Origin of the sequence: Aeromicrobium camelliae (genome assembly GCF_003850045.1) — a bacterium.
In the GTDB taxonomy this organism is placed as follows: domain Bacteria; phylum Actinomycetota; class Actinomycetes; order Propionibacteriales; family Nocardioidaceae; genus Aeromicrobium; species Aeromicrobium camelliae.
Window position 1 is genome coordinate 50,100 of record NZ_RQJX01000016.1, and the last position, 22,292, is coordinate 72,391.

Sequence of the window (22,292 nt, forward strand, 5' to 3'; positions counted from 1 at the left end):
CCGCCCCATCAACGCCACGGTCCCGGCGACCCACCCTTCCCCAGGTGGTGTCGCCGGGACCGTTGTCGTGGGGGGTCAGTCTTCGTAGACCGGGACCGCCAAGGTGGTGCCCATCTTCAGCCCGCTGGCGTTCGGCAGCGCGTTGAGCCGCACGATGTCATCGATGGTGCTGCGGATATCGCCGCGGGGGTTGGCCTCGGCCGCGATCTCCCAGAGCGTCTGTCCGGGCTGGACCTGCACCGTCGTGGTCGCGAGGGCGGCGTCGTCGTCCGTGGCAGCGACCGAGGCGCCGAGCACGACGCTGAGTACCGCGAGAAGCAGCGCGACCGCGGCGAACACGACCACACGGCCGCGCCGAGTGAGGCGCAACGGTGCCGCCGCCGGGCTGGACGGAGCCGCCAGCGGCACGGCGTGCAAGTGGCGCTCACGCGGGTGGGCGGGGCGAACCGGAAGCTCGTGATAGGCGATGGTGCTCATAGCGTCCTCCAAGGGGGAAGAAGAGGGTGGGTCTGGCGTGTCCAACCGAACGCCTGGCGTACGATGTCATTCGAAGTGAACAGACGTTCGATCGAACACGTGTACGACTATACGGCGACCCACTGACAAAACAAGCACCGTTCGAACATGTGGTCGAACATTCGTCTCAGCCGAACTCGGCGAGAACCCTCTCCAGCCGGTAGTTTCGTCGCATGCGAGCGTTGTTCCAGACCCTGAAATTGGCCTGGAAACAGGCGTCCTCCCGTCAGGCACCCCTCCTGGCGGCCGGTGTCGCCTTCTATGCCTTCACGTCACTGTTCCCAGCGATGATCGCCGGCGTGTCGCTCTACGGCCTCATCGCGTCGCCACGCACGGTCGCCGAACAGACCGACCGCCTCGAGGACCTGCTTCCCGCCGATGCCGCCTCGCTGATGACCGGCCAGATCGAAGAACTCACCGCGACGTCGAGCGGGACCTTGGGCGTCACCACCGTGATCGCCCTGGCCGTCGCGCTGTGGAGCGCGTCCGGCGGGGTCGGCAACCTGCTGACCGCCGTGAACCTCATGTTCGGGCTCGGTGACGACCGCGGCTTCGTCAAGCGCAAGGCCCTGGCGCTCGGCATGACCGTCGCCGCGATCGGCTTCGCCATCGTGGCGATCGCTCTCGTAGCGGTCGTTCCCGCCGTCTTGAATCTCGTCGACGCCGTTCCCGGCGTCCGCTGGGCGGCTGAGGTGACCCGCTGGCTCGTCCTCATCGCTCTCGTGATGGCGATCATCGCGATGATGTACCGCCTTGCACCCAACCGCCCCCACCCCAATCGATTCATGAGCCGCGGCGTGATCGTCGCGTCGGCCCTGTGGTTGCTCGTCTCGGTGGGTTTCTCCGTATATGTCAACTCCTTCGGCAACTACGGGCGGACATACGGGGCACTGGCCGGCGTCGTGGTGCTTCTGCTGTGGTTGTGGATCGGCTTGTTCGCGGTCCTGCTCGGCGCCGCCCTCCAAGCCGTGGACGAGACGGTCGTGACACCGGAGACGGTCGCAGAGGACCAGGCGGCCTCGCTCGCCCGCACCGAGCAGGAGCGCGTCCACGCCGAGATCGAGGCGACGCTCGACGCCTTCCTGGACGACCTGCGGCGCCGGCGGGAACCCGGACCCGGATGATGCGACGCGCCACGGTTCGAACAGGTGTTTGATTTCGCCGCGGTGTCTCGATACGGTCATGGCCATGAGCAGCGACGCGCGATCCACCGACTCCGTGAGCGAACTGCCCGATGGCCCGGCCGATGCCAGCGGGCTGACACCGCGGCAGCGCAAGGTGCTCGAATTCCTCCGCGATAGTCTGCGCGAACGCGGGTACCCGCCCAGCATGCGCGAGGTCGGCGCGGCCGTCGGCTTGGCCAGTACGTCCTCGGTCTCGCACCAGCTGCGGATGCTGGAGAAGATGGGCTTCATCAAGCGCGATCCCAACCGGCCGCGCGCCTTGGAGATCCACCTGCCCGAAGTGCGGCGCTCGCTCGGTGACGCCGACCCTGACGAGGTCGCCGACGTGACGGCGCTCGGCGACGCCCGTCCCACCGCCACCTATGTTCCGGTGGTCGGCCGGATCGCGGCCGGCGGGCCGATCCTCGCCGAGGAGCGCGTGGAGGAGGTCATGCCGCTGCCCAGCTCACTGGTCGGCGACGGCACGCTCTTCCTACTCGAGGTCAGCGGCGACTCGATGATCGACGCGGCCATCTGCGATGGCGACTATGTCGTCATCCGTCAGCAGCCGACTGCCGAGAACGGCGAGATCGTCGCGGCGATGATCGACGGTGACGCAACCGTCAAGACCTTCCAGCGCAAGAACGGACAGGTCTGGCTACTCCCGCACAACGAGGCCTACGAGCCGATCGACGGCACCCACGCCACGATCCTCGGCAAGGTCACGGCTGTCCTGCGTCGAGTCTGACTCAGCTCTGGTGGCGTGCGTTCCAGGCGCTCTCGACCATCTCGTCGAGGGTGTGGCGCATCGTCCATGACAGGTCACGAGCCGCGAGCTGCCCGGACGCGACGATGCGCGCCGGATCTCCGGGGCGGCGCGGCGCCACGACCGGCTCGAAGTCGATCCCGGTCGCCCTGGCGACGGCCGTCATGATCTGCCGCACCGACACGCCATCACCGCTGCCGAGGTTGTAGACCGGCTCGAGCTCCTGCCCGGCGAGCAGCTTCTGAGTTGCGACCACGTGCGCATCCGCGAGGTCGGCCACGTGCACGTAGTCACGCACGCAGGTGCCGTCGGGCGTCGGATAGTCGTCGCCGAAGATCTTCGGGCGGTGTCCCTCGGTGAGGGCACGGATCACCAGCGGGAACAGGTTGTGCGGACTGGAGTCGTAGAGTTCGTCGGTTGCCGACCCCACGACGTTGAAATACCGCAGCGACGTGTGCCGCAAGCCGGTGGCTCGCCCCTGAGCCGCGATGACCCACTCCCCCACGAGCTTGCTCTCGCCGTAGGGGGACTCGGGGTGCGTCGCCGTCCGCTCCGTCACCAGATCGACGTCGGGAGTGCCGTACACCGCGGCGCTGGAGGAGAAGACGATCTTGTCGATGTCGTGTTCGGCCATCGCGCGCAGCAAGCTCACCGTGCCTTGCACGTTCTGCTGGTAGGTGTGCAGCGGCCGCTGGACCGACACCCCCGCGTACTTGAAGCCGGCCAGATGCACGACGGCCTCGATCGAGTGGTCGCGCAAGGCCTCGGTGAGCTTCTTGGTGCGGACGATGTTGAGTTCGATGAGCGGTACGTCGTCGGGGACGAACTCCCGATGGCCGCTGGAGAGGTCGTCGACGACGACGGGGTCGAGCCCGGCGAGCCGGAACGCGCGAACGATGTGCGAACCGATGTATCCAGCACCACCGGTGACCAAGATCGCCATGGCGTCAGCCTACTGGTGCGCCCGCCTCAGGTGGCGTCACGGGCGGTGGCAGCGTCGTCGAGTCGTCGCAGCGCGCCCATGACGGTCGCCCGGTCGGTGGTGCGCCACAGCCCGGGCAGCGACGCGGCGAGGAATCCGCCATACCGCGCCGTCACCAGCCGCGGGTCGAGGATCGCCACGACCCCCCGATCGTCGGCGCGGCGGATCAGTCGCCCCGCACCCTGGGCGAGCAGGAGCGCCGCATGGTGGGCGGCGACCTGCATGAAGCCGTTGCCGCCGCGCTTCTCGACGAGCCGCTGCCGGGCGCTCATGAGCGGATCGTCCGGACGCGGGAACGGGATGCGGTCGATGATGACGAGGGTGCACGTGTCGCCGGGCAGATCGACGCCCTGCCACAAGCTCAAGGTGCCGAACAGGCACGTGCGCGGGTCGGCGGCGAACCGTCGCGCGAGTTCGGGAAGCTGCGCGTCTCCTTGGCACAACACCTCGACCTCGGGAAGCGCGAGCCGGACGTACTCGGCGGCGCGCTCCGCACCCCGGCGCGACGAGAACAGTCCGAGCGTGCGGCCGCCGGCAGCCTTCACGAGCGCCGTGATCTCACCGAGCTGGTCCTCCTCGAGGCCTTCCCGCCCTGGCGTGGGAAGATGCCGCGCGACGTACAGCATCCCCTGTTTGGCGTAGTCGAAGGGCGACCCGACGTCCAGTCCGATCCACTCCTCGTCCTCCCACAACCCGAGTGATCGCGCGACGGGATCGAAGGTGCCACCGAGTGTCAGCGTCGCGCTGGTGAGGACGACGGTCTTCTCGCCGAACAGCTTGTCGCGCAACGCGCCGGACACGTCGATCGGAGCCACCCGCAGCTGCAGTCCGCTGCGCGTGTCGCCCAGCCAGAGCACGTCGGTCTCGCTGCCGCGTGCCATGCGCTCAGCCACCTGCCGCAGCTCGTCGACCATCCCGCGCGCCTGCTGGCGGGCCGGGTCCGCCTCACCGCCGGGTCCGCCGGACTCCTTGCCGAAGGCGGAGAAGCAGGCGCGCGCGGTGTCGCGCACGAACTCCAGTGCGGCGCGCAACGGCTGGCTGATCTCATCGATCCGTCCGGGCTGCAGGTGGGTGAGGGTGTCGGCCAGGGAGTCGGCCGCGTCGCTGAGGTCGTCGGCCGTCTGCGGTTCGTCGAGATGCGGCCGGGCCCGACGCGCCGCGCGCTCGATCCCCGCCGGATCCAGCTCCTGGGTGGCCGCCTGCGTGACTCGCGCGGCGAGTTCGTGCGCCTCGTCGACGACGACCGTGTCGAACTGCGGCAGCATCGGGACGCCGTCGATCGCGTCGATCGCGAGCATCGCGTGGTTGGTGACGACGATCTGCGCATCCTGCGCATCCTCACGCGCGCGTTCGGCGAAGCACTCCGTGGCGTAGGGGCAGCGCGACGCGCCGAGGCATTCGCGAGCACTGACGCTGACCTGGCGCCAGGAGCGCTCCGAATGCGACGGAGCGCTGTCGCGGTCGCCACTGTGTCCGTCTTCAGCAGCGTGTTCGGCCCACTCGCGCAGCGCCACGACCTCGGCGCCGAGCGTGCCTTCGGGCACCTCGACGAGGACGCCCTGGTCGTCCGGAGCACCCTCGCGCACACGATGAAGGCACGCGTAATTGCTGCGACCCTTGAGCACCGCGTGGTGCGGCACCTCGTCGAGCGTGGACCGGGCCGCGTCCTTGAGCGCCGGGATGTCGCGCTCGACGAGCTGGTGCTGCAGGTTGAGGGTCGCGGTGGCCACGACGACGCGGTCGCCGTGCAGCAGGCTCGGGACGAGGTACCCCAGCGATTTACCGGTACCTGTCCCGGCCTGGACGAGCAGGTGCTTCTTCTCGCGGAACGCCCGTTCCACGGCCTCGGCCATGGCCACCTGGCCCGGCCGCTGGGTGCCGCCGACCGATGCGACGGCAGCGTCGAGCACATCGCGGACGGTCGGGGTCATGCCGAGCAGGTTATCGTCCGCGACCGCGAGGGCGGCGGCGTGTCCACAGCCGTCCGGATCACCGCGCGTAGGGAGCCAGATCGGCGGCCAGGTCGGCATCGACACGCGCCGAAACGTGCGTCCCGTCGCCGCGGTGCTCGACCTCATCGATCTCGCCGTGCTCGTGGATCTGGTTGAGCAGGTCACCCCGGTCGTAGGGCAGCACGACGTCGACCGGCACCGCCGGCTGCGGCAGCTCACTCTCGATCGCGTTGAGCAGTTCGTCGATGCCCTCGCCGGTGCGGGCGCTCACCACCACGGCGTGCGGCTCCTTGGCGACGATCTGCTTGACGGTGTCGGGGTCGGCGACGTCGGCCTTGTTGATCGCGACGATCTCGGGGACCTTGCTGGCGCCGATCTCGGCGAACACCTCGCGCACCGCGGCGATCTGACCGAGCGGGTCGACGTGCGAGCCGTCCACGACGTGGACGACGAGGTCGGCATCGGCGACCTCCTCCAGCGTCGAGCGGAACGCCTCGACCAACTGGTGCGGCAAGTGCCGGACGAATCCGACCGTGTCCGACAGCGTGTAGATGCGGCCGTCAGGCGTCTGGGTGCGACGCGTGGTGGGGTCGAGGGTCGCGAAGAGTGCATCCTCGACGAGGACGCCCGCCTTGGTCAGCCGGTTGAGCAGGCTCGACTTGCCGGCGTTGGTGTACCCGGCGATCGCCACCGAGGGGATCTGGTGACGCTGACGGTTGGCGCGCTTGGTGTCGCGGGTCCCCCGCAGCTCGGCCAGCTCCCGACGCAGCTTCGCCACCCGCGCCTGAATGCGGCGGCGGTCCGTCTCGAGCTTGGTCTCACCGGGGCCGCGGCCGCCGATGCCCTCACCGCCGGCCGCGCGACCGCCGGCCTGACGCGACAGGTTGCCGCCCCAGCCGCGCAGCCGCTGAGTCTGGTACTGCAGCTGCGCCAGCTCGACCTGCGCCTTGCCCTCCGCGCTCTTCGCGTGCTGCGCGAAGATGTCGAGGATCAGCGCCGTACGGTCGACGACCTTGGCGTTGACGCGGTCCTCGAGGTTGCGCAGTTGGCTGGGTGCGAGCTCGCCGTCGCAGATGACGGTGTCCGCGCCGCTGGCCTCCACTGCAGCACGCAGCTCCTCGACCTTGCCGCGGCCGATGTAGGTCGCCGGGTCGGGCTTCTGCCGCCGCTGCACGAGTGCGTCGAGCACCTCCGAGCCAGCGGTCTCCGCGAGCATCTTGAGCTCGGTGAGCGAGTTCTCGGCGTCCTCGGCCGTGCCCTCGGTCCACACCCCGACGAGGACGACGCGCTCGAGCCGCAGTTGGCGGTACTCGACCTCGGTGATGTCGCGCAGCTCGGTCGAGAGACCCGCCACGCGACGCAGCGATGAGCGCTCCTCGAGCTCGAGTTCGCCGCGGTCGTTGTCGAACGGTTCGGTCACGCGCGCCACTCCATCGTTCCAGAAGCCACGATGACGGCCGGCCCCGTGAGGTGCACATGGCCGTCGGAGGTCAGGTCGACCAGGACGGTGCCACCCGGAACATCGACCCGGTACCGCGGAGCAGCCGCGTCCTGGCCGTCGGCGAGCGCGGTCGCGATCGCCACGGCGCAGGCGCCGGTACCGCAGGACCGGGTCTCGCCGGAGCCGCGTTCGTGCACGCGCATCGCGACGTGGCCGTGCGCGCGTCGCGCGACGAACTCGATGTTGACGCCCTCGGGGTACACGCTGCGGTCGAACTCGGGCTCGCTGAGCAGGGCGCCCGCCGACGACAGATCGTCGACGAACGCGACGGCGTGCGGATTGCCCGTGTGGACCTCGCGGGCCTCGAGCGTGGCACCCTCGGCCGTGGTCACCTTGCTGGTGCCGCCGGTGACGTAGTCGCCCATGTCGACACGGATCTGGTCGCCGTCGACGACGACCCGCTTGTCGCCGTCGCGGGTTCCGACGAGAAACTCGTCGTCGCTGACCAGGCCCTCCTCGAGGAGGTGGCGAGCGAAGACGCGCACGCCGTTGCCGCACATTTCGCTGATCGAGCCATCGGCGTTGCGATAGTCCATGAACCACGCGGCATCGGAGTCGATACCCAGGGCTGCGGGAGTGATGACCCGAAGCACGCCGTCGGCACCGATGCCGCGGCGGCGGTCGCACAGCGCGGCGACGAACTGCGCATCGAGCTCGCCGTGCAGCGAGCCGTCGTGATCGGGCAGGAGCACGAAGTCGTTCTCGGTGCCGTGCCCTTTGAGCCAAGAGAAAGTCATTAGATCCAGTCTACGCCGACGAGGCCAGTGCCACGGCCCGCTCGACGAGGTCGGGATCGTCGAAGGCGAGCCAGGTGACCCGGGGATCCTTGCGGAACATGCGCTCCTGGCGGCGGGCGAACTTGCGCGTGCCTGTTTTCGTCTGGGCGATCGCCTCGGACTCGTCGATCTCGCCGCGCAGGTAGGACAGCACCTGCTGGTATCCGAGTGCCCGCGAAGCGGTCAGGCTCTCGTCGAGGCCCTGCGTCCGCAGCGCGCGCACCTCCTCGACGAATCCTGCCGCCCACATCTGATCGACCCGCGCGTCGATGCGCGCGTCGAGCACGTCGCGGGGCACCTCCAGGCCGATCATCACGAGGTCGTCGTAGATCGAGTGGAAGCCGGGCATGGCGGCGGCGAAGGGGCGGCCGGTGAGTTCGACGACTTCGAGTGCGCGCACGATACGACGGCCGTTGCTCGGCAGGATCTGAGCCGCGGCGTCCGGGTCCCGTTCCGTCAGCTCGGCGTGCAGAGCCTCCGCACCACGCCTCTCGAGTTCCGCGGCCCACCGCGCCCGCACGTCGGGATCGGTGCCGGGGAAGTCCAGCGGGTCCAGCACCGCGCGCACGTACAGGGAGGAGCCGCCGACCAGCACGGGAACAGCCCCGCGCGATCGGATCTCGTCGATCGTCGCGCGGGCCGACCGTTGGAAGACCGCGACGTTCGCCTCATCGGACACGTCGAGGACGTCGAGCAGGTGGTGGGGCACACCGCCGCGCTCGGCGGGCTCGGCCTTGGCGCTGCCGATGTCCATGCCCCGGAACAACTGCACAGCGTCGCCGTTGACCGCTTCTCCGCCGATGCGCTGACACAAGGCGACCGAGAGCGCGGTCTTGCCCGCTGCGGTGGGTCCGACGACAGCGACGACGCGACCGCGGGATTCAGGCACCCCTTCAGTCTCGCAGGTAGCGTGATGGCCAACCGGGGCACGGGCCCCGCGTCGAGCTGGGAAGGGAGCCACCATGGGTTTTCTCGACAAGCTGCGTGGCGATGACGCCAAGAAGCGGGCGGGTCAGATGATGCAGGGCCGTGACGACGACATCGACACCGCCGTCGACAAGGTGGCAGCCCTCGCCGACAAGGCCACGAGCGGCAAGTACTCCAGCAAGATCGACGAGGCCGCGGCCCGTCTCAAGGAGGCCGCCCGGACCATGAACGACGAGGACGAGGACAACCCTCCTCGCCGCTGAAGCCCGACGTCGTTCACGCCGATCGCCAGCAGGCGACCCAGTACCCGACCCCGAGGGGCGCACCCGTGTACCGCAACTGGGCGTGCCAGGAACGATCGCGCGTGGCGCGGCCGACCTCCCGCAGCACCGGCGCTCCGGTGCACCACAGCGCAGCGGCCAGCGTCAGATCGAGCTGCGCGAGCGACGCCGTGTCCGCGGTACGTAGAGCTGTGAGCAGGTCTTCCTGGAACGCGGGCCCGCGCGAGTCGAGACCCCGCGGTGAATTCGACTGGATGCATGCGGCGCCGTCGGCGACCACGAGGACGGTGCGTTCCTCGGAGTCGACCTGGCTCACATAGCGCCGCGAGCCCGTCCACCCGGCCCGGTCCAGGAGCCAGGCACCGATGGTGTGCCCGAGTCCGAGCGCGACATTCTCTCCCCCGGCCGCGACGTCGAGCCCGTAGCGTTCGAGGCTCCCGCCGTGTGTCTCGTCGAGTTCGACCGGCCAGTCGGTCTCCGCGAACACGGTGATCGAGTCCGCTGCCGTTCCCACGACCTCACCGACGAGGCGTTGGGTCGCGTCCCGCGTCGCGGCCAGAGCATCGTCGCCGGGCAGCGCGAGCAGCGGTGCGCTGGGCACGAACGCCCACGTCGACGTCACGCCGACTCGGTGTCCTCACCGGCCGTCGGCGCCGTGTCCTCACGCGTGCTGAGCCGCTCGGGCTCCTCGGTGGCACGACGACGCGCCCACAGGTACAGCACCAGGCCTCCGGCGAACACGATGATCGTGGTCCAGATGTTGAGGCGGAACGGTCCGATGTGATTGACCGTGTCGATCCGCAGCGCCTCGGTGACGAGACGACCCGCGGTGTAGAGCATCACGTACAACGCGAACGCCCTGCCGTGCGTCAGGCGGTAACGCCGGTCGAGCCACACGATGAGGGCTGCGGCGAGAAGGTTCCAGACCAGCTCGTACAGGAACGTCGGGTGGAACGTCGCGAACTGCTCGAAGCCCTCCGGCCGGAAGCGGGGGGCGATCTCCAGGCCCCACGGCAGGTCCGTCGGCCGACCGAACAGCTCCTGGTTGAAGTAGTTGCCGAGCCGGCCCACGCCCTGGGCGACGAGCAAACCCGGTGCCAGTGCGTCCGCGACCGGCCAGAAGGCGACCCCGTATCGGCGGCAGGCAATGAGCGCGCCCACGGCGCCGAGCGCGATCGCGCCCCAGATGCCGAGACCGCCCTCCCAGATCTTCAGCGCGTCGACGGGATCGCGGCCCTCGCCGAAATAGAGCTGCGGGTCGGTGATGACGTGGTAGAGGCGGCCGCCCACGATCCCGAAGGGAATCGCCCAGATCGCGATGTCGCCGATGACGCCGGCGCGTCCACCTTTGGCTTGGTAGCGGCGCTCGCCGATCCAGGTCGCCAGGACGGCGCCGAGGATGATCGCGAGGGCGTAGGCGCGCAGCGGGAGCGGCCCGAGGTGCCAGACGCTCTCGGCCGGGCTGGGGATCGACGCGGGGATCACCGTTCGACTCCCGCGCGCAGATCGGTCACGAGCCGGCGCAGCGCGGCGAGACCGGCTTCGGCGTCCGGCGCGTCGAGCAGGCAGCGCACCAGGGCCGAGCCGACGATCACCGCGTCGGCGAATCCGGCGACCTCGTGCGCCTGAGCGCCGTTGCTCACGCCGAGTCCGACGCCCACGGGCTTGTCGGTGACCTTGCGCAGCCGTCCCACGAGCTCGGGAGCCAGGCTGCTGGTCTGCTCGCGCTGGCCCGTGACGCCCATGACGGCGGTGGCGTAGATGAAGCCGCTCGCGGCCTCCGCGGTCATGGCGAGACGCTCGTCGCTCGACGACGGGGCGACGAGGAAGATCCGGTCGAGTCCGTGCGCCTCGGACGCCGCCATCCACTCCTCGGCCTCGTCGGGGATCATGTCCGGCGTGATGAGACCCGCTCCCCCGGCGGCGGCGAGCTCGAGAGCGAACCGGTCCACGCCGTAGCGCTCGACCGGATTCCAGTACGTCATCACGACGGTCGGGGCACCGGTCGCGGCGCTGCGACCCGCGATCTCGATGACGTCGGAGATGCGCGTCCCGCCCGCGAGGGCGCGGTCGGCGGCCGCTTGGATCGTCGGACCGTCCATGACCGGGTCGCTGTAGGGCAGACCGACCTCCACGAGGTCGACACCGGCCTCGACCATGGTCTCGATGGCGGCGATCGAGAGCTCCTTGTCGGGGAACCCCGCGGGGAGGTAGCCGACGAGTGCGGCGCGGTCCTCCGCGCGGGTGCGATCGAACAGGGCCGTGATCGGCGAGGCGCTCATTCCTCGGTCCCTTCGTCGAGCACGACGGGCTCCTCGATGAGGCCGAAGTACTGAGCGGCGGTGTGGACGTCCTTGTCGCCCCGACCGGAGAGGTTCACGAGGATGGTCGCGTCGGGACCCAGTTCCTGTGCGAGCGTCAGCGCACCGGCGAGGGCGTGCGCGGACTCGATCGCGGGAATGATGCCCTCGGTCTTGCAGAGCAGCTCGAACGCCGCCATCGCCTGGGCGTCGGTCGCCGGACGGTACTCCGCACGACCGGTCTGCGCGAGGTACGCGTGCTCGGGACCGACCCCGGGATAGTCCAGGCCGGCGGAGATCGAGTGCGACTCGAGCGTCTGCCCGTCCTCGTCCTGCAGCAGGTACGAGCGAGCGCCGTGGAGGACACCGACGGACCCGCCTGTGATCGTCGCCGCGTGCCGTCCGGTCTCGACTCCGTCGCCACCGGCCTCGATGCCGACGAGGCGCACGTCGGGGTCGGCGACGAATCCGGTGAACAGGCCGATCGCGTTGGAGCCGCCGCCGACGCAGGCGACAGCCGCGTCCGGCAGCCGGCCGAGCAGTTCGAGGCACTGCGCGCGGGCTTCGTCTCCGATGCCGCGAGTGAGCTCGCGGACCATGGCCGGGAACGGGTGCGGGCCGGCGGCCGTGCCGAAGAGGTAGTGCGTCGTGTCGACGCTGGCGACCCAGTCGCGTAACGCCTCGTTGATGGCGTCCTTGAGCGTGCGGCTGCCCGTCGTGACGGGGACGACCTCGGCGCCGAGCATCCGCATCCGCGCGACGTTGAGCGCCTGCCGCTCGGTGTCGACCTCGCCCATGTAGACCGTGCACTCGAGGTCCAGGTAGGCGCACGCCGTGGCCGAGGCGACGCCGTGCTGGCCCGCCCCGGTCTCGGCGATGCATCGCGGCTTGCCGATCCGCTTGGCGAGCAACGCCTGGCCGATGACGTTGCGGATCTTGTGCGCGCCGGTGTGATTGAGGTCCTCGCGCTTGAGCAGGACGCGTGCGCCGGCAGCCTCGGAGAAGCGGTGCGCCTCGTACAGCGGGCTGGGAACGTTCGCGTACTCGCGCAGCATGCGATCGAGCTCGGCCGTGAACGTCGGATCGGCTTGCGCCTCCTGCCAGGCGCGCGTGATCTCGTCGAGCGGAGCGATGAGGGCCTCGGGCATGAAACGGCCGCCGAAGCGGCCGAAATGTCCGGAGGCGTCAGGGACGGTAGAGGTCATGGACGCGCTGCACTTTCGGGGAGACGGGGACGAGCCGGGGTCAGGACACGTGCCATCGGTGCTGCAGCGCCGGGTGCTGCCCCGCGGCCACGAGATCGGCCACGGTCTGACGCGGGTTCTCGCCCCGGACGAGGGTCTCGCCGACGAGCACGACGTTCGCCCCGAAGCGGGCGTACTCGATGACGTCGTGCGGTCCGCGGACGCCGGATTCGGCGACCTTCACCACCGAGTCCGGGATCTTGGGGGCGACCCGCGCGAACGTGCCGCGGTCGACCTCGAGGGTCTTCAGGTCACGAGCGTTCACGCCGATGAGGTCGGCGTCAGCGGCGACCGCGCGCTCCACCTCCTCCTCGTCGTGCACTTCCACGAGCGGCGTCAGACCGATCGATCGAGCACGCTCGATGAGGCTCTCGAGGGCGGGCTGTTCGAGCGCCGCGACGATGAGCAGCGCCATGTCGGCACCGGCCGCGCGGGCCTCCCACAGCTGGTACGAGGTGGTGATGAAGTCCTTGCGCAGCACGGGGATGTCGACCGCCGCGCGGACCGAACGCAAGTCGTCCAGCGAGCCGTTGAAGCGGCGCTCCTCGGTGAGGACGCTGATGGTGGCGGCGCCGCCGGTGGCGTAATCGACCGCGAGCGCGGCGGGGTCGCTGATGGTCGCGAGGTCGCCCTTGCTCGGGCTGGCACGCTTGACCTCGGCGATCACCGAGACGCCGTCGGCCCGGAAGGCCGGCATGGGGTCCAGGGCGGGGTTCTGGCGTGCCGCGCGCTCCTTGAGCTCGTCGATCGAGACCCGCGCCATGCGCGCCTCCAGATCACGGGCGACGCCGGCGAGGATGTCATCGAGAACGGTCACGACCATCCCCTCCTTTCCTCGTGTGGCCCACGGGTCCGTCCCCACCAGGGTAAACCCGGCTCCCCCGGGCTCCGAGCCGGGTCGGCGCGTGCGGACCCGCCCAGGAGGAAACGGACACCGGCGCACCCTATGCTGTGGTGCCATGAGCACCCAGGAACCGCCCGCGGGCGGCAACCAGAATCCGAACGACCCCACCTCGTCCGGTCTGCCTCCCTACGGCGGCTCCGGAGCGGGAGACGCTGCCGGCGGTTACCCGCCTCCGCCTCCGGGCGGTGGCTACGGGGCGCCGGGCGGTTACGGCGCGCCCCAGGAGACCAACAAGAAGGCGTTGTGGTCGATGATCACCGGCATCCTCGGCATCGTGTGCTGCGGTCCGTTGGCGATCGTGGCCCTCGTCCTCGCCAGCAACGCCCGCAAGGAGATCGCGCAGACGGGCCAGGGCGGCTCGGGCATGGCGACTGCCGGATGGTGGCTCGGCATCGCAGGCATCGCCCTGTGGGTTCTGGGCATCATCCTGTACGCGGCCGGCGTCGTGACCTTCGACACGACCACCTACTGAGCATCGGCATTGCTGGACGGCCGAGCCCTCGGGCCCGGCCGTTCGTCGTTCACGGGGCCAGCCAGGCGCCTTGCGGCGTGAGGCGCGCGATGCCGAAGACGATCGCCACGGCGAGGAAGACCCACGCCCAGGCCGTGGTCGGCTTCAGGAACGGAACGGCCGCGCCGCGTGCCCGGCGCACGAGCCAGAGCAGCCACGCCCCGACCAGGAACACCACCAGGCCGACAGCCATGGCGTTGCTGGAGATCGCGCCGGCCCAGTCGCCGTTCGTCAGCAGATTGACCGCGCGGAGGCCGCCGCATCCCGGGCACGGATGTCCGGTGAGCAGGAGATACGGGCAGTAGCCGTAGGACCCCGAATCATGGGGGTCGCGCACATGCAGCAGGGTGAGCGCCGCGGCGCCCCCGAGTCCGGCGAGCAACGGTCCGCGCAGCAACCTGCCGCGTGAAGCGGTCGGAGCGGGGGCCGGCGTTGCGCTCATGCGGCCACTCTAGTCAGCGCCGCACGACCCAGGAACCGGCGAGGAGGTCGTGCCACGTGCGGGCATGGGAATCGACGACGGCCCACAGATAGGTCAGGAGGCACGGCACGGCCAGCACGATGCTCGACAGCCATCGCATGAGCCCGCGGCCCGCGCCGAGGGGTTCGCCGGTTCGGCGGTCGAGGAGGAACACGCCGAGTCGCTGCTTACCCAACGACTGGCCCGTGCGTCCTTGACGGATGCCGCGGTTCCATGCCGGCACAGCGACCAGCGCGGCCACCGCAAGGGCGAGGAGGACGAGCCCGGCGGGAGGGACCGATTCGAGGACGCGCGTACCGTCCGGTCGCCGGGTCCAGGTACCACCCACGATCACGATGGCGATCGCCGGGACGGCGAGGAGTAGACCGGCCGCGACGGAGACGACGGTGTCGATCAGTGCTGCGAGCGCCCGGGTGGAGAGTCCCGCCGCGACGTGAGGGGGCGCCGAGTGGCCCCCGGGCGTCATCAGTGTTGCTTTTCCCGATCGGCCCCGAGGCCCGCCATCGAGAGGATCTTGCCCAGCGGCAATGCGCCGACGGCGAGCACACAGCCGATCGCGAACAGCGTCCAGTTCGGGCCGGGGATCAGCGCGATGGAACCCACGGCGAAGCCGACGAGGCTCACGATGACGGCGGTCCAGGCTGCGGGCGACGATCCGTGCGACATGATGCTGCTCTCCCTCGGGGGTGACGTGTTCGGGACACAGCCTACTCGGTGGGATCCCTGCCCTCGTCGAACGCCTTCCACATGTCCGATTCGTCGGTGCCGGCCGGACGTGCGCCCGGCGCTTCATACCGACTGGACATCGTCGGCCACAGCGGAGCGAACCGGGCGATGACGAGCCCGGCGAGCGCGGCGAGGGCCAGGCATGCGAGGGTCGCGAACCGCCACATGGTGACGTCGTGCGCCTCGGGATGATTGGTGCCGGTGAACGAGGCGGACTCGCGCACGGCGTCCCCGAGCGCACCGTCGATCGCGGCCCCCGAGCCGAGCGCGACCCACGCCAGCGATCCCGCGGCGACCACGAGCACGAGCACACCGAGGACCCGTCGCACGCGCGCCGAGCCGGCGAGGACTGCGAGCGCCGAGGCGAGCAGCACGAGCCCGAGGGCCGAGACCACCGGCATCGCCTCCGCGCCGGTGACGGTCAACCGGTCATCGGGGAGGCCCGATGCCGTGAGGGTCGTGCTCGCCCAGGTCTGGCGCATCGTGACGAACGTGAGTCCGCCACCGGCCACCAGAGCCAGGACGGCCGGCGCGAACCAGCGACGCGGAGTGCTCATCGCAACCGGTCGTCGTCGAAGCAGGTGGTGGCGCCGGTGTGACACGCCGGGCCCACCTGATCGACGAGGAGCAGCAGGGTGTCGCCATCGCAATCCAGCCGGACCTCACGCACCGTCTGGGTGTGGCCGGAGGTCTCGCCCTTCACCCAGTACTCCTGACGGCTGCGGCTCCAGAACGTGGAGCGACCGGTCTCGAGCGTGCGGTGCAGGGCTTCGTCGTCCATCCACCCGAGCATCAGGACCGCACGGCTCGTGGCGTCCTGCACGACGGCAGGCACGAGACCCTGCGGGTCGCGCTTGAGACGGGCGGCGAGTTGCGGTTCCAGCGGTGAGGACGTCACCGGTCCATTGTCCCAGGCAGAACCTCACGCACCGAGCGAGGCCTGAGCGACCCAGCTCGCGTGGAGACGTGCGTACACCCCATCGGCCTTCACCAGGTCACGGTGGTGCCCGTCCTCGACGAGTCGTCCGGCGTCGAACACCAGCACCCGGTCGGCGTTCTCGGCCGTCGACAGCCGGTGCGCGATGGTGACGCTGGTGCGTCCCTCGAGCAATCGGTCGAGTGCTCGCGTCGCCCGCAGCTCGGTCTGCGGATCGACCGCGGAAGTGGCCTCGTCCAGGACGAGGAAGGCCGGATCGGCCAGTGCCGACCGCACCAGTGCGACGAGCTGCCGCTCCCCTGCCGACAGCGACTCACCGCGCTGCCCTACGGGCGTGCGCAGGCCGCGCGGCAGCCCCGCGTACCAGTCCGCGAGGCCGAGGGCGGCGATCGCCTCCTTGAGCTCGGCGTCGGTCGCGTCGGAGCGGCCGTAGCGGAGATTCTCGGCCAGCGTCGCGTCGAAGAGGAATCCCTCCTGCGGCACCATCAACACGTGGCGGCGCAACTCCGTGAAGCCGACCTGCGCGATGTCCACGCCCCCGAGCAGGACGCTCCCCTCGACCGGGTCCATGAGGCGGGTCAGCAGCTTGGCGAACGTGGTCTTGCCCGATCCGGTCTCCCCCACGATCGCGACACGCTCCCGCGGAGCGATCTCGACATCGATCTCGTGAAGCACCGGCGGGCCGCCGGGGTACGCGAAGGTGACCCGATCGAACCGGGCGCCGAGCTCACCCTCGGGCAGTCGCCGACCCGTGTCGCCGGGGTCGACGACGTCGGCCGGAGTCTCCAGCAGCTCGATCACGCGGCGCCAGGACGAGATGGCGTTCTGCGCATCGGAGATCACCTGCGTGGCCTGCTGAGCCGGTCCGGTGAAGAGGCCGACGAGGAAGATGAACGCGATGACGGTGCCCATCGAGAGCTGGTCGAGCATCCCCAGCCAGAGCCCGATGCCGAGCACCCCCGCGTTCGCGAGCCCGCCGACGATGATGGCCGAACCGAACGTTCCCGCGGTGATGCTCTGCGCGCGGATGTTGTTGCGGTAGTTGGTGCGGACGGCATGATCGATGCGGTCCTGCGTGCGTGCTTCGATCCCGTAGGACCGCACGACCGACGCACCCACCACCGGCTCGGCGATGACAGCGAGCATCTCGCCGACGCTGTGGCGGACGCGATCGTAGGCGCGGGACATCGCCGCCGCGAAGTACTTGAGGGCCAGGGCCAGCGGGATGAAGGCCACCAGCACGACGAGTGTGAGCTGCCACGACAACGCCGCCATGACCACCGTCGCGACGATCATCTGGCCGACACTCGTGATCATCATCATTCCGGTGAACTGCAGGAACTGCGAGATCTGGTCGACGTCGGAGGTGACGCGTGAGACCAGGGCTCCGCGGCGCTGCGTGTTCTGCGTGAGCATCGACAAGTCGTGCACGTGGCGGAAGGCCTGCACCCGCAGTTCGGTGAGCCCTCGCTCGGTCGAGGTGAAGATGCGCACCTTCGACCACCAACCGGTCAGCATGATCGCGACGATGACCACGGCGGCGAGACCGATGTACCCGGCGATCTGCCCGGTGTCCACGCCACTCGGGTCGCCGAGCCCGTCGTCGATCGCGTTGCGCACGACGATCGGGATGACGGCACCGCCGGCGGTGCTGACGAGCGCGAGCAGGAGCGTCACCGCGAGCCCGTCCGTGATCGACGGCGACAGCTTCAGCCCGCGGCGGATGACCGCGAGTCCGCCTTCGCGCGGTTCACTCATGGTCCACCTCCTCGCGGGCCTGGTCGTACGCGTCGACGATGTTGCGGTACGCCGACGAACGCTCCCGCAGGTCCTGGTGGGGTCCGCGGTCGGCGATCCGTCCATCGACGAGGAAGATCACCTCGTCGGCCAGACCGATCGTGGCCTTGCGGTAGGCGACGACGAGCACCGTCGGACCCGCCCCGGACTCACTGCGTCGCGCCAGGGCGCGCAGGATCCGCTGCTCGACCTCGGGATCGAGCGCACTCGTGGCGTCGTCCATCACGAGCAGTCGCGGCGAGCGGACGAGGGCCCGGGCGAGTGCGATGCGCTGGCGCTGCCCACCGGAGAGGCTGGTGCCGCGCTCCCCCAGCTGGGTGTCGAGCCCCTCGGGCAGCGCCGCGACGAAACCGTCGGCCTGCACGTCGCGCAGCACCTCCCACACGCGCTCGTCGCTCACGTCGCGGTCGAGCACGATGTTGGCGCGGACGGTGTCGTCGAAGAGGAATGTCGACTGCGGGACCAGGGCGACCGCCTCCGTCAACCCCTGCTGGGAGAGCGTGGTGACCGGGAGACCGTCGTAGCGCACCTCGCCGGCGTCGGGGTCGACGAGCCGGGTGACCAAGGAGGTGAGGGTGCTCTTGCCGCTGCCGGTCGAGCCGACGAGCGCGGTCACGCGGCCGGCGGGCACCGTGAAGCTGACATCGCGCACCACGGGCACGCCCGGCGCGTCGGGGTGGCTGTACTCCAGGTGCTCCACGTCGAGGCGCAGCGCACCGCCGCCGGGGAGCAACTGATCGCCGTACGGCATGTGGGCGTCGTCGTCGAGGACGTGGCGCACGCGCTGCCACCCCACGACCGCGCGGGGCAACTCGCCCAACACCCAGCCGAAGGCCCGCACCGGCATCGCGACGACCGTGAACAGGAACGCCACCTGAACGACGTCGCCGGGCTCGGCCGCGCCGGTCGAGATGCGCGAGGCGCCGATGAGGATCACCAGCAGCACGCCGAAGTTGGGCAACGCCTCGATGACCGGGTCGAAGAGAGCGCGCATCCGGCCGACCGCGATGTTGGCGTCGCGCAGCTGCTCACTGATCCGGCCGAACCGCGCGGTCTCATCGGCCTCGCGGCCCAGCGACTTGACCACGAGAGCGCCGTCGAACGACTCGTGCGCCACCGTGGACACGTCACCGCGCAGACTCTGCGCACGGGCCAGGCGCGGCCCCTGCCACCGCTGGTACACCGCGTTCACGACGAACAGCAACGGGAACACGACGAGACCGACGAGGGTCAGCACCGGGTCGGCCGCGGCCATCGTGCCGATCGCCGCGACCAGCATCGCCACGACGCCGATAGCCATCGGCAATGGCATGAAGACGCTCCACGTCGCCTCGACGTCGGCGTTGGCGTTGCTGAGCAGCTGTCCGGTCGGGTGACGGTGATGCCAGCGCAGCGGCAACTGCAGGTACTTGCGGGTCACCCGGAGCCGGTCGCCGCGGACCAACCGGTAGAACACGACGCCGCCGATGAGCCGGCGGCCGATGACGCCGATCATGCGCAGCAGCGCAGCGCCGAGGAACAACCCGATGCCGCCCCACATCGCGCCCGTCAGGATCTCCCCACGCTCGAACGAGGGGCGGATGACCGCGTCGGTCGCCCACCCGAGCACCCATGCGTCGGCGACCGTCATGACTCCGAACAGCAGCGAGAAGACGACCGCGAGCGTGAACATCGCGGGTTCGCGCCGGATGCCGACGCCCATCACGGCGAATCCGCGCCGGGTCAGTCGGTCGGCCTGCGGCGTGGAGAGGGTGTCCAGGGCGTCAGCGGACATCGTGACCCGCCGCTCGCAGCGCCTCCTTGACGTCGCCCACCGTCAGGTCGCCGAAGTGGAACACGCTCGCTGCGAGGACGGCGTCCGCGCCGGCCTCGACGGCGGGCGCGAAGTGCTCGAGGCGGCCCGCCCCTCCGCTCGCGATCAGCGGCACCTTCGTCTGCGAACGGACGGCGCGGATCATCTCCAGGTCGAAGCCCTGCTTCGTGCCGTCGGCGTCCATCGAATTCAGCAGGATCTCCCCGGCGCCGAGCTCGCTGGCCTGCCGGACCCAGGCGACGGCGTCGATCCCGGCAGAGCGCCGGCCACCGTGCGTCGTCACTTCGAACCCGCTCGGCTGGTCGGCGGAACGACGAGCGTCCACGCTGAGCACCAGCACCTGGTTGCCGAAACGCTGGGCGATCTCGGCGATGACCTCGGGGCGGGCGATCGCAGCGGTGTTGATGCCGACTTTGTCGGCACCGGCGCGCAGCAGCCGGTCGACGTCCTCGACCGTGCGTACGCCGCCGCCCACCGTCAGTGGGATGAACACCTGCTCCGCGGTCTGCCCGACGATGTCGTAGGTCGTCGAGCGGTCGGCGCTGGAGGCGGTGATGTCGAGGAAGGTCAGCTCGTCGGCGCCCTCGGCGTCGTACACCCGGGCCATCTCTACCGGGTCACCCGCGTCGCGCAGATCGACGAAGTTGACCCCCTTGACGACACGGCCCGCATCGACGTCCAGACAGGGGATGACTCGGACGGCTAGGCTCACTCTCCGAGACTATCCGGGCGAGTGGGAGACACGATGAAGAAGGTCCTGGCCTTGGCGGCCGCTGCGCTGGTTCTGGCGGGGTGCGGCAACGGCGGCGACGCCGATCCCGACGCCAGCGCGCCGACCACTCCCGCGCCGACCACCACCTCGGCCGGCCCCGAGCCGAGTCCGACCCCGGATCTCCCCGCCGCTGCCGACCTGCTCGTCGCCCCCGGCGCGATCGGTGACGCCCGGGTCGGCATGACCGTCGACGAAGCCCTCGCGACGGGGTTGTTCGACGCCGACGTCCAGATCCACGACTGCGGTGAGGGCACTCCGGCGAGCCCTCTGGCGTGGAAGGAGCCGCTGCGCGACACCCTCGACGTCTATGTGGCCGACGGCACGATCACATCCCTCGGTGTGCGAGGCGAGGGCCCGAAGAGCGCCGAGGGACTCGGCGTGGGCAACACCCTGGCTGACTTCCGCGGCGCATACGAGACCGCGGAGATGCGCGAGGCCGGCTACGGCCAGACCGGACTGTTCGTCACCGACGGCACGCAGTGGCTCGGATTCCTCTTCGACGCACCGGTCGCCTCGATGGCTCAGGACACCCCGGTGACCTTCATGGAGGTCACCGGCGGCGAAGGCCGCCCCTCCCTCACCCGCGACGCCTGCTGAGCCGGTCGCCGGTCGAGTAGCGGCGAGCCCTGCGAGCCGTAGGTGGTCGAGTAGCGGCGAGCCCTGCGAGCCGTAGGTGGTCGAGTAGGCCCGAGGAACGAGGGGCAATGGAGCCGTGGCAACGGGGGCGTAGCCGCCACGGAGCGAGACCAGTTCACGCAACGTGGTCTCGCCCCATCGCGGCTAACGCCCCTCCTGCGAGGGCTCCACGTCGGTCGCTGAGCGGCCTCCTACTCGACCACCTATGACCGGGGGTAGGTGGTCGAGTAGCGGCGAGCTCTGCGAGCCGCAATGGAGCCGTGGCAGTGAGGGCGTTAGCCGCCACGGAGCGAGTCCACGTGGGCGCTGTGCACAAGGTGCGGAAAGTGTCGGTGGCCTTCTCTAGATTAGGAACATGATCGGGGAAACGAGTGACCAGCGCATCGCCGAGTTGGGCGTGCTGCAGGTCGAGCGTGCCCGGTCCGAGTACCGCGTGTGGTCAGCCACCCTTCGGATCCTCGATGCCGAGACCGCACGCGTCGAGCGGGAGGTCGAGGCGCAGCAGCGCGACCTTGCCCTGGCGGCGGTGCGGTCGGTGGTCGCGCAGGCGAACGGCTGGTCCGAACACCAGGCGGCCAGCCGCATCCACGAAGCGGAGACCGCGCGCGACGACCTGCCGACCGTGTGGGCTGCGTTCTCCGAAGGAACGCTCGATGCCGCTCGGGTGTCGGTGATCGCGAACGGCGCGTGGAAGCTCACGAAGCAACGTTCGATCCAGCGGCTCGATGCACGATCGGTCGCTTACGCCGCCACCCACACCGTCGGAGAGCTACGGCAATGGGTGAAGCGGTTCATCGCACGGCACGAACCCGACGAAGTCGAGAAACGCTACGAAGACACCGTCGCCGAACGATCCATCACCATTCACCATCATGAGGACGGAACCGGCGACCTCGTCGCGGAGAACCTGCCGTCCTATGTGCTCGCTGGGATCGATCAGCGTCTCGACCACGCCGCCAAAGCCATCACCGACGACGACCGGACCCTGCACCAGCGCCGCGCCGACCTGTTTGTGGAGGCACTCGACCACATCGGCCCCGACAACGAACCCGCTCGGACGCCGAACATGGCGATCGGCGTCATGGTGCCCACGTCCACGCTGGCCGGGATCGACGACCAGCCCGCGATCAGCGCCGACCGCGACTGGGTGATCCCGGCCAACGTCCTCCGCACACTCGCCGAAAGCGGCAACCCGTTCTGGTACCGGCTCACCACCGACGACCGTGACAACATCCTCGCCACCCGCTACGACGGCCGATACCCCTCGCACCACCTACGCAACGCAATCCGCTTCCGCGACGGCACCT

At 70.0% G+C, this 22,292-nt stretch carries 25 protein-coding genes; 6 read left to right on the forward strand and 19 right to left on the reverse strand.

Features of this window, described 5'->3' with window-relative positions:
• Window positions 1-75 precede the first annotated feature (75 nt).
• On the reverse strand, window positions 76-477 hold the full coding sequence (locus tag EHW97_RS11835; protein ID WP_124237381.1) for a LysM peptidoglycan-binding domain-containing protein: 402 nt from the start codon (window positions 475-477) through the stop codon (window positions 76-78).
• A 212-nt stretch (window positions 478-689) separates the two neighbouring features.
• Between EHW97_RS11835 and EHW97_RS11840 the strand changes: the two genes are divergently transcribed.
• On the forward strand, window positions 690-1,640 hold the full coding sequence (locus EHW97_RS11840; RefSeq protein WP_124237382.1) for a YihY/virulence factor BrkB family protein: 951 nt from the start codon (window positions 690-692) through the stop codon (window positions 1,638-1,640).
• Between the two features lie 64 nt (window positions 1,641-1,704).
• On the forward strand, window positions 1,705-2,427 hold the full coding sequence (gene lexA / locus EHW97_RS11845) for a transcriptional repressor LexA (RefSeq protein ID WP_124237383.1): 723 nt from the start codon (window positions 1,705-1,707) through the stop codon (window positions 2,425-2,427).
• 1 nt (window position 2,428) lies between these two features.
• Here lexA and galE read toward each other — a convergent pair whose 3' ends face one another.
• The 5 genes from galE to miaA are packed head-to-tail and all read right to left on the reverse strand — an operon-like array spanning window position 2,429 to window position 8,545.
• Window positions 2,429-3,388, reverse strand: a complete 960-nt coding sequence (gene galE / locus EHW97_RS11850) for a UDP-glucose 4-epimerase GalE (RefSeq protein ID WP_124237384.1) — start codon at window positions 3,386-3,388, stop codon at window positions 2,429-2,431.
• Window positions 3,389-3,414: 26 nt separating this feature from the next.
• Window positions 3,415-5,358, reverse strand: a complete 1,944-nt coding sequence (locus tag EHW97_RS11855) for an ATP-dependent DNA helicase (protein ID WP_124237385.1) — start codon at window positions 5,356-5,358, stop codon at window positions 3,415-3,417.
• A gap of 58 nt (window positions 5,359-5,416) precedes the next feature.
• Window positions 5,417-6,799, reverse strand: coding sequence for a GTPase HflX (hflX, locus tag EHW97_RS11860; RefSeq protein ID WP_243696422.1), 1,383 nt, complete (start codon window positions 6,797-6,799; stop codon window positions 5,417-5,419).
• Window positions 6,796-7,617: a diaminopimelate epimerase gene (dapF, locus tag EHW97_RS11865; protein WP_124237387.1), complete on the reverse strand. Its 822-nt coding sequence runs from the start codon at window positions 7,615-7,617 to the stop codon at window positions 6,796-6,798. The genes hflX and dapF overlap by 4 nt, the downstream gene beginning before the upstream one ends.
• A gap of 10 nt (window positions 7,618-7,627) precedes the next feature.
• On the reverse strand, window positions 7,628-8,545 hold the full coding sequence (gene miaA, locus EHW97_RS11870) for a tRNA (adenosine(37)-N6)-dimethylallyltransferase MiaA (protein WP_243696423.1): 918 nt from the start codon (window positions 8,543-8,545) through the stop codon (window positions 7,628-7,630).
• A 73-nt stretch (window positions 8,546-8,618) separates the two neighbouring features.
• Between miaA and EHW97_RS11875 the strand changes: the two genes are divergently transcribed.
• Window positions 8,619-8,846, forward strand: coding sequence for an antitoxin (locus EHW97_RS11875; protein WP_208002016.1), 228 nt, complete (start codon window positions 8,619-8,621; stop codon window positions 8,844-8,846).
• Between the two features lie 13 nt (window positions 8,847-8,859).
• Here the strand turns inward: EHW97_RS11875 and EHW97_RS11880 are convergent, their stop codons facing one another.
• Genes EHW97_RS11880 through trpC form a run of 5 tightly spaced genes read right to left on the reverse strand, consistent with a single transcriptional unit; the run spans window position 8,860 to window position 13,225 of the window.
• A complete protein-coding gene (locus EHW97_RS11880; RefSeq protein WP_124237389.1) occupies window positions 8,860-9,486 on the reverse strand; it encodes a class III extradiol ring-cleavage dioxygenase family protein in 627 nt (208 codons plus the stop codon).
• Window positions 9,483-10,349, reverse strand: coding sequence for a prolipoprotein diacylglyceryl transferase (lgt, locus tag EHW97_RS11885; RefSeq protein WP_124237390.1), 867 nt, complete (start codon window positions 10,347-10,349; stop codon window positions 9,483-9,485). The genes EHW97_RS11880 and lgt overlap by 4 nt, the downstream gene beginning before the upstream one ends.
• Window positions 10,346-11,146 (reverse strand): tryptophan synthase subunit alpha, encoded by an 801-nt coding sequence (gene trpA / locus EHW97_RS11890; RefSeq protein ID WP_124237391.1) that lies wholly within the window; start codon window positions 11,144-11,146, stop codon window positions 10,346-10,348. Before trpA ends, lgt begins: the two co-directional genes overlap by 4 nt.
• Window positions 11,143-12,369 (reverse strand): tryptophan synthase subunit beta, encoded by a 1,227-nt coding sequence (gene trpB / locus EHW97_RS11895; RefSeq protein WP_124237392.1) that lies wholly within the window; start codon window positions 12,367-12,369, stop codon window positions 11,143-11,145. Before trpB ends, trpA begins: the two co-directional genes overlap by 4 nt.
• Window positions 12,370-12,409: 40 nt before the next feature.
• Entirely contained in the window at window positions 12,410-13,225 is an 816-nt protein-coding gene (gene trpC / locus EHW97_RS11900) for an indole-3-glycerol phosphate synthase TrpC (RefSeq protein ID WP_124237393.1), read from the reverse strand.
• 142 nt (window positions 13,226-13,367) lie between these two features.
• Between trpC and EHW97_RS15800 the strand changes: the two genes are divergently transcribed.
• Window positions 13,368-13,784: a DUF4190 domain-containing protein gene (locus EHW97_RS15800; RefSeq protein WP_243696424.1), complete on the forward strand. Its 417-nt coding sequence runs from the start codon at window positions 13,368-13,370 to the stop codon at window positions 13,782-13,784.
• 49 nt (window positions 13,785-13,833) lie between these two features.
• On the opposite strand, the gene EHW97_RS11910 is transcribed toward EHW97_RS15800, so the two are convergent.
• The 8 genes from EHW97_RS11910 to hisF are packed head-to-tail and all read right to left on the reverse strand — an operon-like array spanning window position 13,834 to window position 20,289.
• Window positions 13,834-14,265, reverse strand: a complete 432-nt coding sequence (locus EHW97_RS11910) for a DUF2752 domain-containing protein (protein ID WP_124237394.1) — start codon at window positions 14,263-14,265, stop codon at window positions 13,834-13,836.
• A 13-nt stretch (window positions 14,266-14,278) separates the two neighbouring features.
• Entirely contained in the window at window positions 14,279-14,770 is a 492-nt protein-coding gene (locus EHW97_RS11915) for an RDD family protein (RefSeq protein ID WP_124237395.1), read from the reverse strand.
• A complete protein-coding gene (locus EHW97_RS11920) occupies window positions 14,770-14,970 on the reverse strand; it encodes an HGxxPAAW family protein (protein ID WP_124237396.1) in 201 nt (66 codons plus the stop codon). The genes EHW97_RS11915 and EHW97_RS11920 overlap by 1 nt, the downstream gene beginning before the upstream one ends.
• 41 nt (window positions 14,971-15,011) lie before the next feature.
• Complete coding sequence (locus EHW97_RS11925) at window positions 15,012-15,587, reverse strand: Trp biosynthesis-associated membrane protein (RefSeq protein ID WP_124237397.1); 576 nt, start codon at window positions 15,585-15,587, stop codon at window positions 15,012-15,014.
• Entirely contained in the window at window positions 15,584-15,928 is a 345-nt protein-coding gene (gene hisI, locus EHW97_RS11930) for a phosphoribosyl-AMP cyclohydrolase (protein ID WP_124237398.1), read from the reverse strand. Before hisI ends, EHW97_RS11925 begins: the two co-directional genes overlap by 4 nt.
• 24 nt (window positions 15,929-15,952) lie before the next feature.
• Window positions 15,953-17,725: an ABC transporter ATP-binding protein gene (locus EHW97_RS11935; protein WP_124237399.1), complete on the reverse strand. Its 1,773-nt coding sequence runs from the start codon at window positions 17,723-17,725 to the stop codon at window positions 15,953-15,955.
• Window positions 17,718-19,538 carry an ABC transporter ATP-binding protein gene (locus EHW97_RS11940; protein WP_124237400.1) on the reverse strand — a complete coding sequence of 607 codons (1,821 nt, stop codon included), beginning with the start codon at window positions 19,536-19,538 and terminating at the stop codon, window positions 17,718-17,720. Before EHW97_RS11940 ends, EHW97_RS11935 begins: the two co-directional genes overlap by 8 nt.
• Window positions 19,528-20,289: an imidazole glycerol phosphate synthase subunit HisF gene (gene hisF, locus EHW97_RS11945; protein WP_124237401.1), complete on the reverse strand. Its 762-nt coding sequence runs from the start codon at window positions 20,287-20,289 to the stop codon at window positions 19,528-19,530. The genes EHW97_RS11940 and hisF overlap by 11 nt, the downstream gene beginning before the upstream one ends.
• 33 nt (window positions 20,290-20,322) lie before the next feature.
• Here hisF and EHW97_RS11950 point away from each other — a divergent pair, with 33 nt between their 5' ends.
• The gene (locus EHW97_RS11950) at window positions 20,323-20,946 is read left to right on the forward strand and encodes a hypothetical protein (RefSeq protein ID WP_124237402.1); all 624 of its coding nucleotides are present in this window, start codon (window positions 20,323-20,325) and stop codon (window positions 20,944-20,946) included.
• A gap of 394 nt (window positions 20,947-21,340) precedes the next feature.
• On the forward strand, window positions 21,341-22,292 hold a 952-nt coding region (locus tag EHW97_RS11955), incomplete at its 3' end, for a DUF222 domain-containing protein (protein WP_124237403.1).

What these genes read in the sequence shown, in the direction of transcription:
- EHW97_RS11940 (WP_124237400.1), bottom strand. Translation starts at nt 19,538, where the DNA reads ATGTCCGCTGACGCCCTGGACACCCTCTCCACGCCGCAGGCCGACCGA.
- EHW97_RS11855 (WP_124237385.1), bottom strand. Translation starts at nt 5,358, where the DNA reads ATGACCCCGACCGTCCGCGATGTGCTCGACGCTGCCGTCGCATCGGTC.
- EHW97_RS15800 (WP_243696424.1), top strand. Translation starts at nt 13,368, where the DNA reads ATGAGCACCCAGGAACCGCCCGCGGGCGGCAACCAGAATCCGAACGAC.
- EHW97_RS11920 (WP_124237396.1), bottom strand. Translation starts at nt 14,970, where the DNA reads ATGTCGCACGGATCGTCGCCCGCAGCCTGGACCGCCGTCATCGTGAGC.
- EHW97_RS11835 (WP_124237381.1), bottom strand. Translation starts at nt 477, where the DNA reads ATGAGCACCATCGCCTATCACGAGCTTCCGGTTCGCCCCGCCCACCCG.
- dapF (WP_124237387.1), bottom strand. Translation starts at nt 7,617, where the DNA reads ATGACTTTCTCTTGGCTCAAAGGGCACGGCACCGAGAACGACTTCGTG.
- EHW97_RS11925 (WP_124237397.1), bottom strand. Translation starts at nt 15,587, where the DNA reads ATGAGCACTCCGCGTCGCTGGTTCGCGCCGGCCGTCCTGGCTCTGGTG.
- EHW97_RS11840 (WP_124237382.1), top strand. Translation starts at nt 690, where the DNA reads ATGCGAGCGTTGTTCCAGACCCTGAAATTGGCCTGGAAACAGGCGTCC.
- trpB (WP_124237392.1), bottom strand. Translation starts at nt 12,369, where the DNA reads ATGACCTCTACCGTCCCTGACGCCTCCGGACATTTCGGCCGCTTCGGC.
- EHW97_RS11950 (WP_124237402.1), top strand. Translation starts at nt 20,323, where the DNA reads ATGAAGAAGGTCCTGGCCTTGGCGGCCGCTGCGCTGGTTCTGGCGGGG.
- EHW97_RS11910 (WP_124237394.1), bottom strand. Translation starts at nt 14,265, where the DNA reads ATGAGCGCAACGCCGGCCCCCGCTCCGACCGCTTCACGCGGCAGGTTG.
- EHW97_RS11875 (WP_208002016.1), top strand. Translation starts at nt 8,619, where the DNA reads ATGGGTTTTCTCGACAAGCTGCGTGGCGATGACGCCAAGAAGCGGGCG.
- lexA (WP_124237383.1), top strand. Translation starts at nt 1,705, where the DNA reads ATGAGCAGCGACGCGCGATCCACCGACTCCGTGAGCGAACTGCCCGAT.
- EHW97_RS11915 (WP_124237395.1), bottom strand. Translation starts at nt 14,770, where the DNA reads ATGACGCCCGGGGGCCACTCGGCGCCCCCTCACGTCGCGGCGGGACTC.
- galE (WP_124237384.1), bottom strand. Translation starts at nt 3,388, where the DNA reads ATGGCGATCTTGGTCACCGGTGGTGCTGGATACATCGGTTCGCACATC.
- EHW97_RS11935 (WP_124237399.1), bottom strand. Translation starts at nt 17,725, where the DNA reads ATGAGTGAACCGCGCGAAGGCGGACTCGCGGTCATCCGCCGCGGGCTG.
- trpA (WP_124237391.1), bottom strand. Translation starts at nt 11,146, where the DNA reads ATGAGCGCCTCGCCGATCACGGCCCTGTTCGATCGCACCCGCGCGGAG.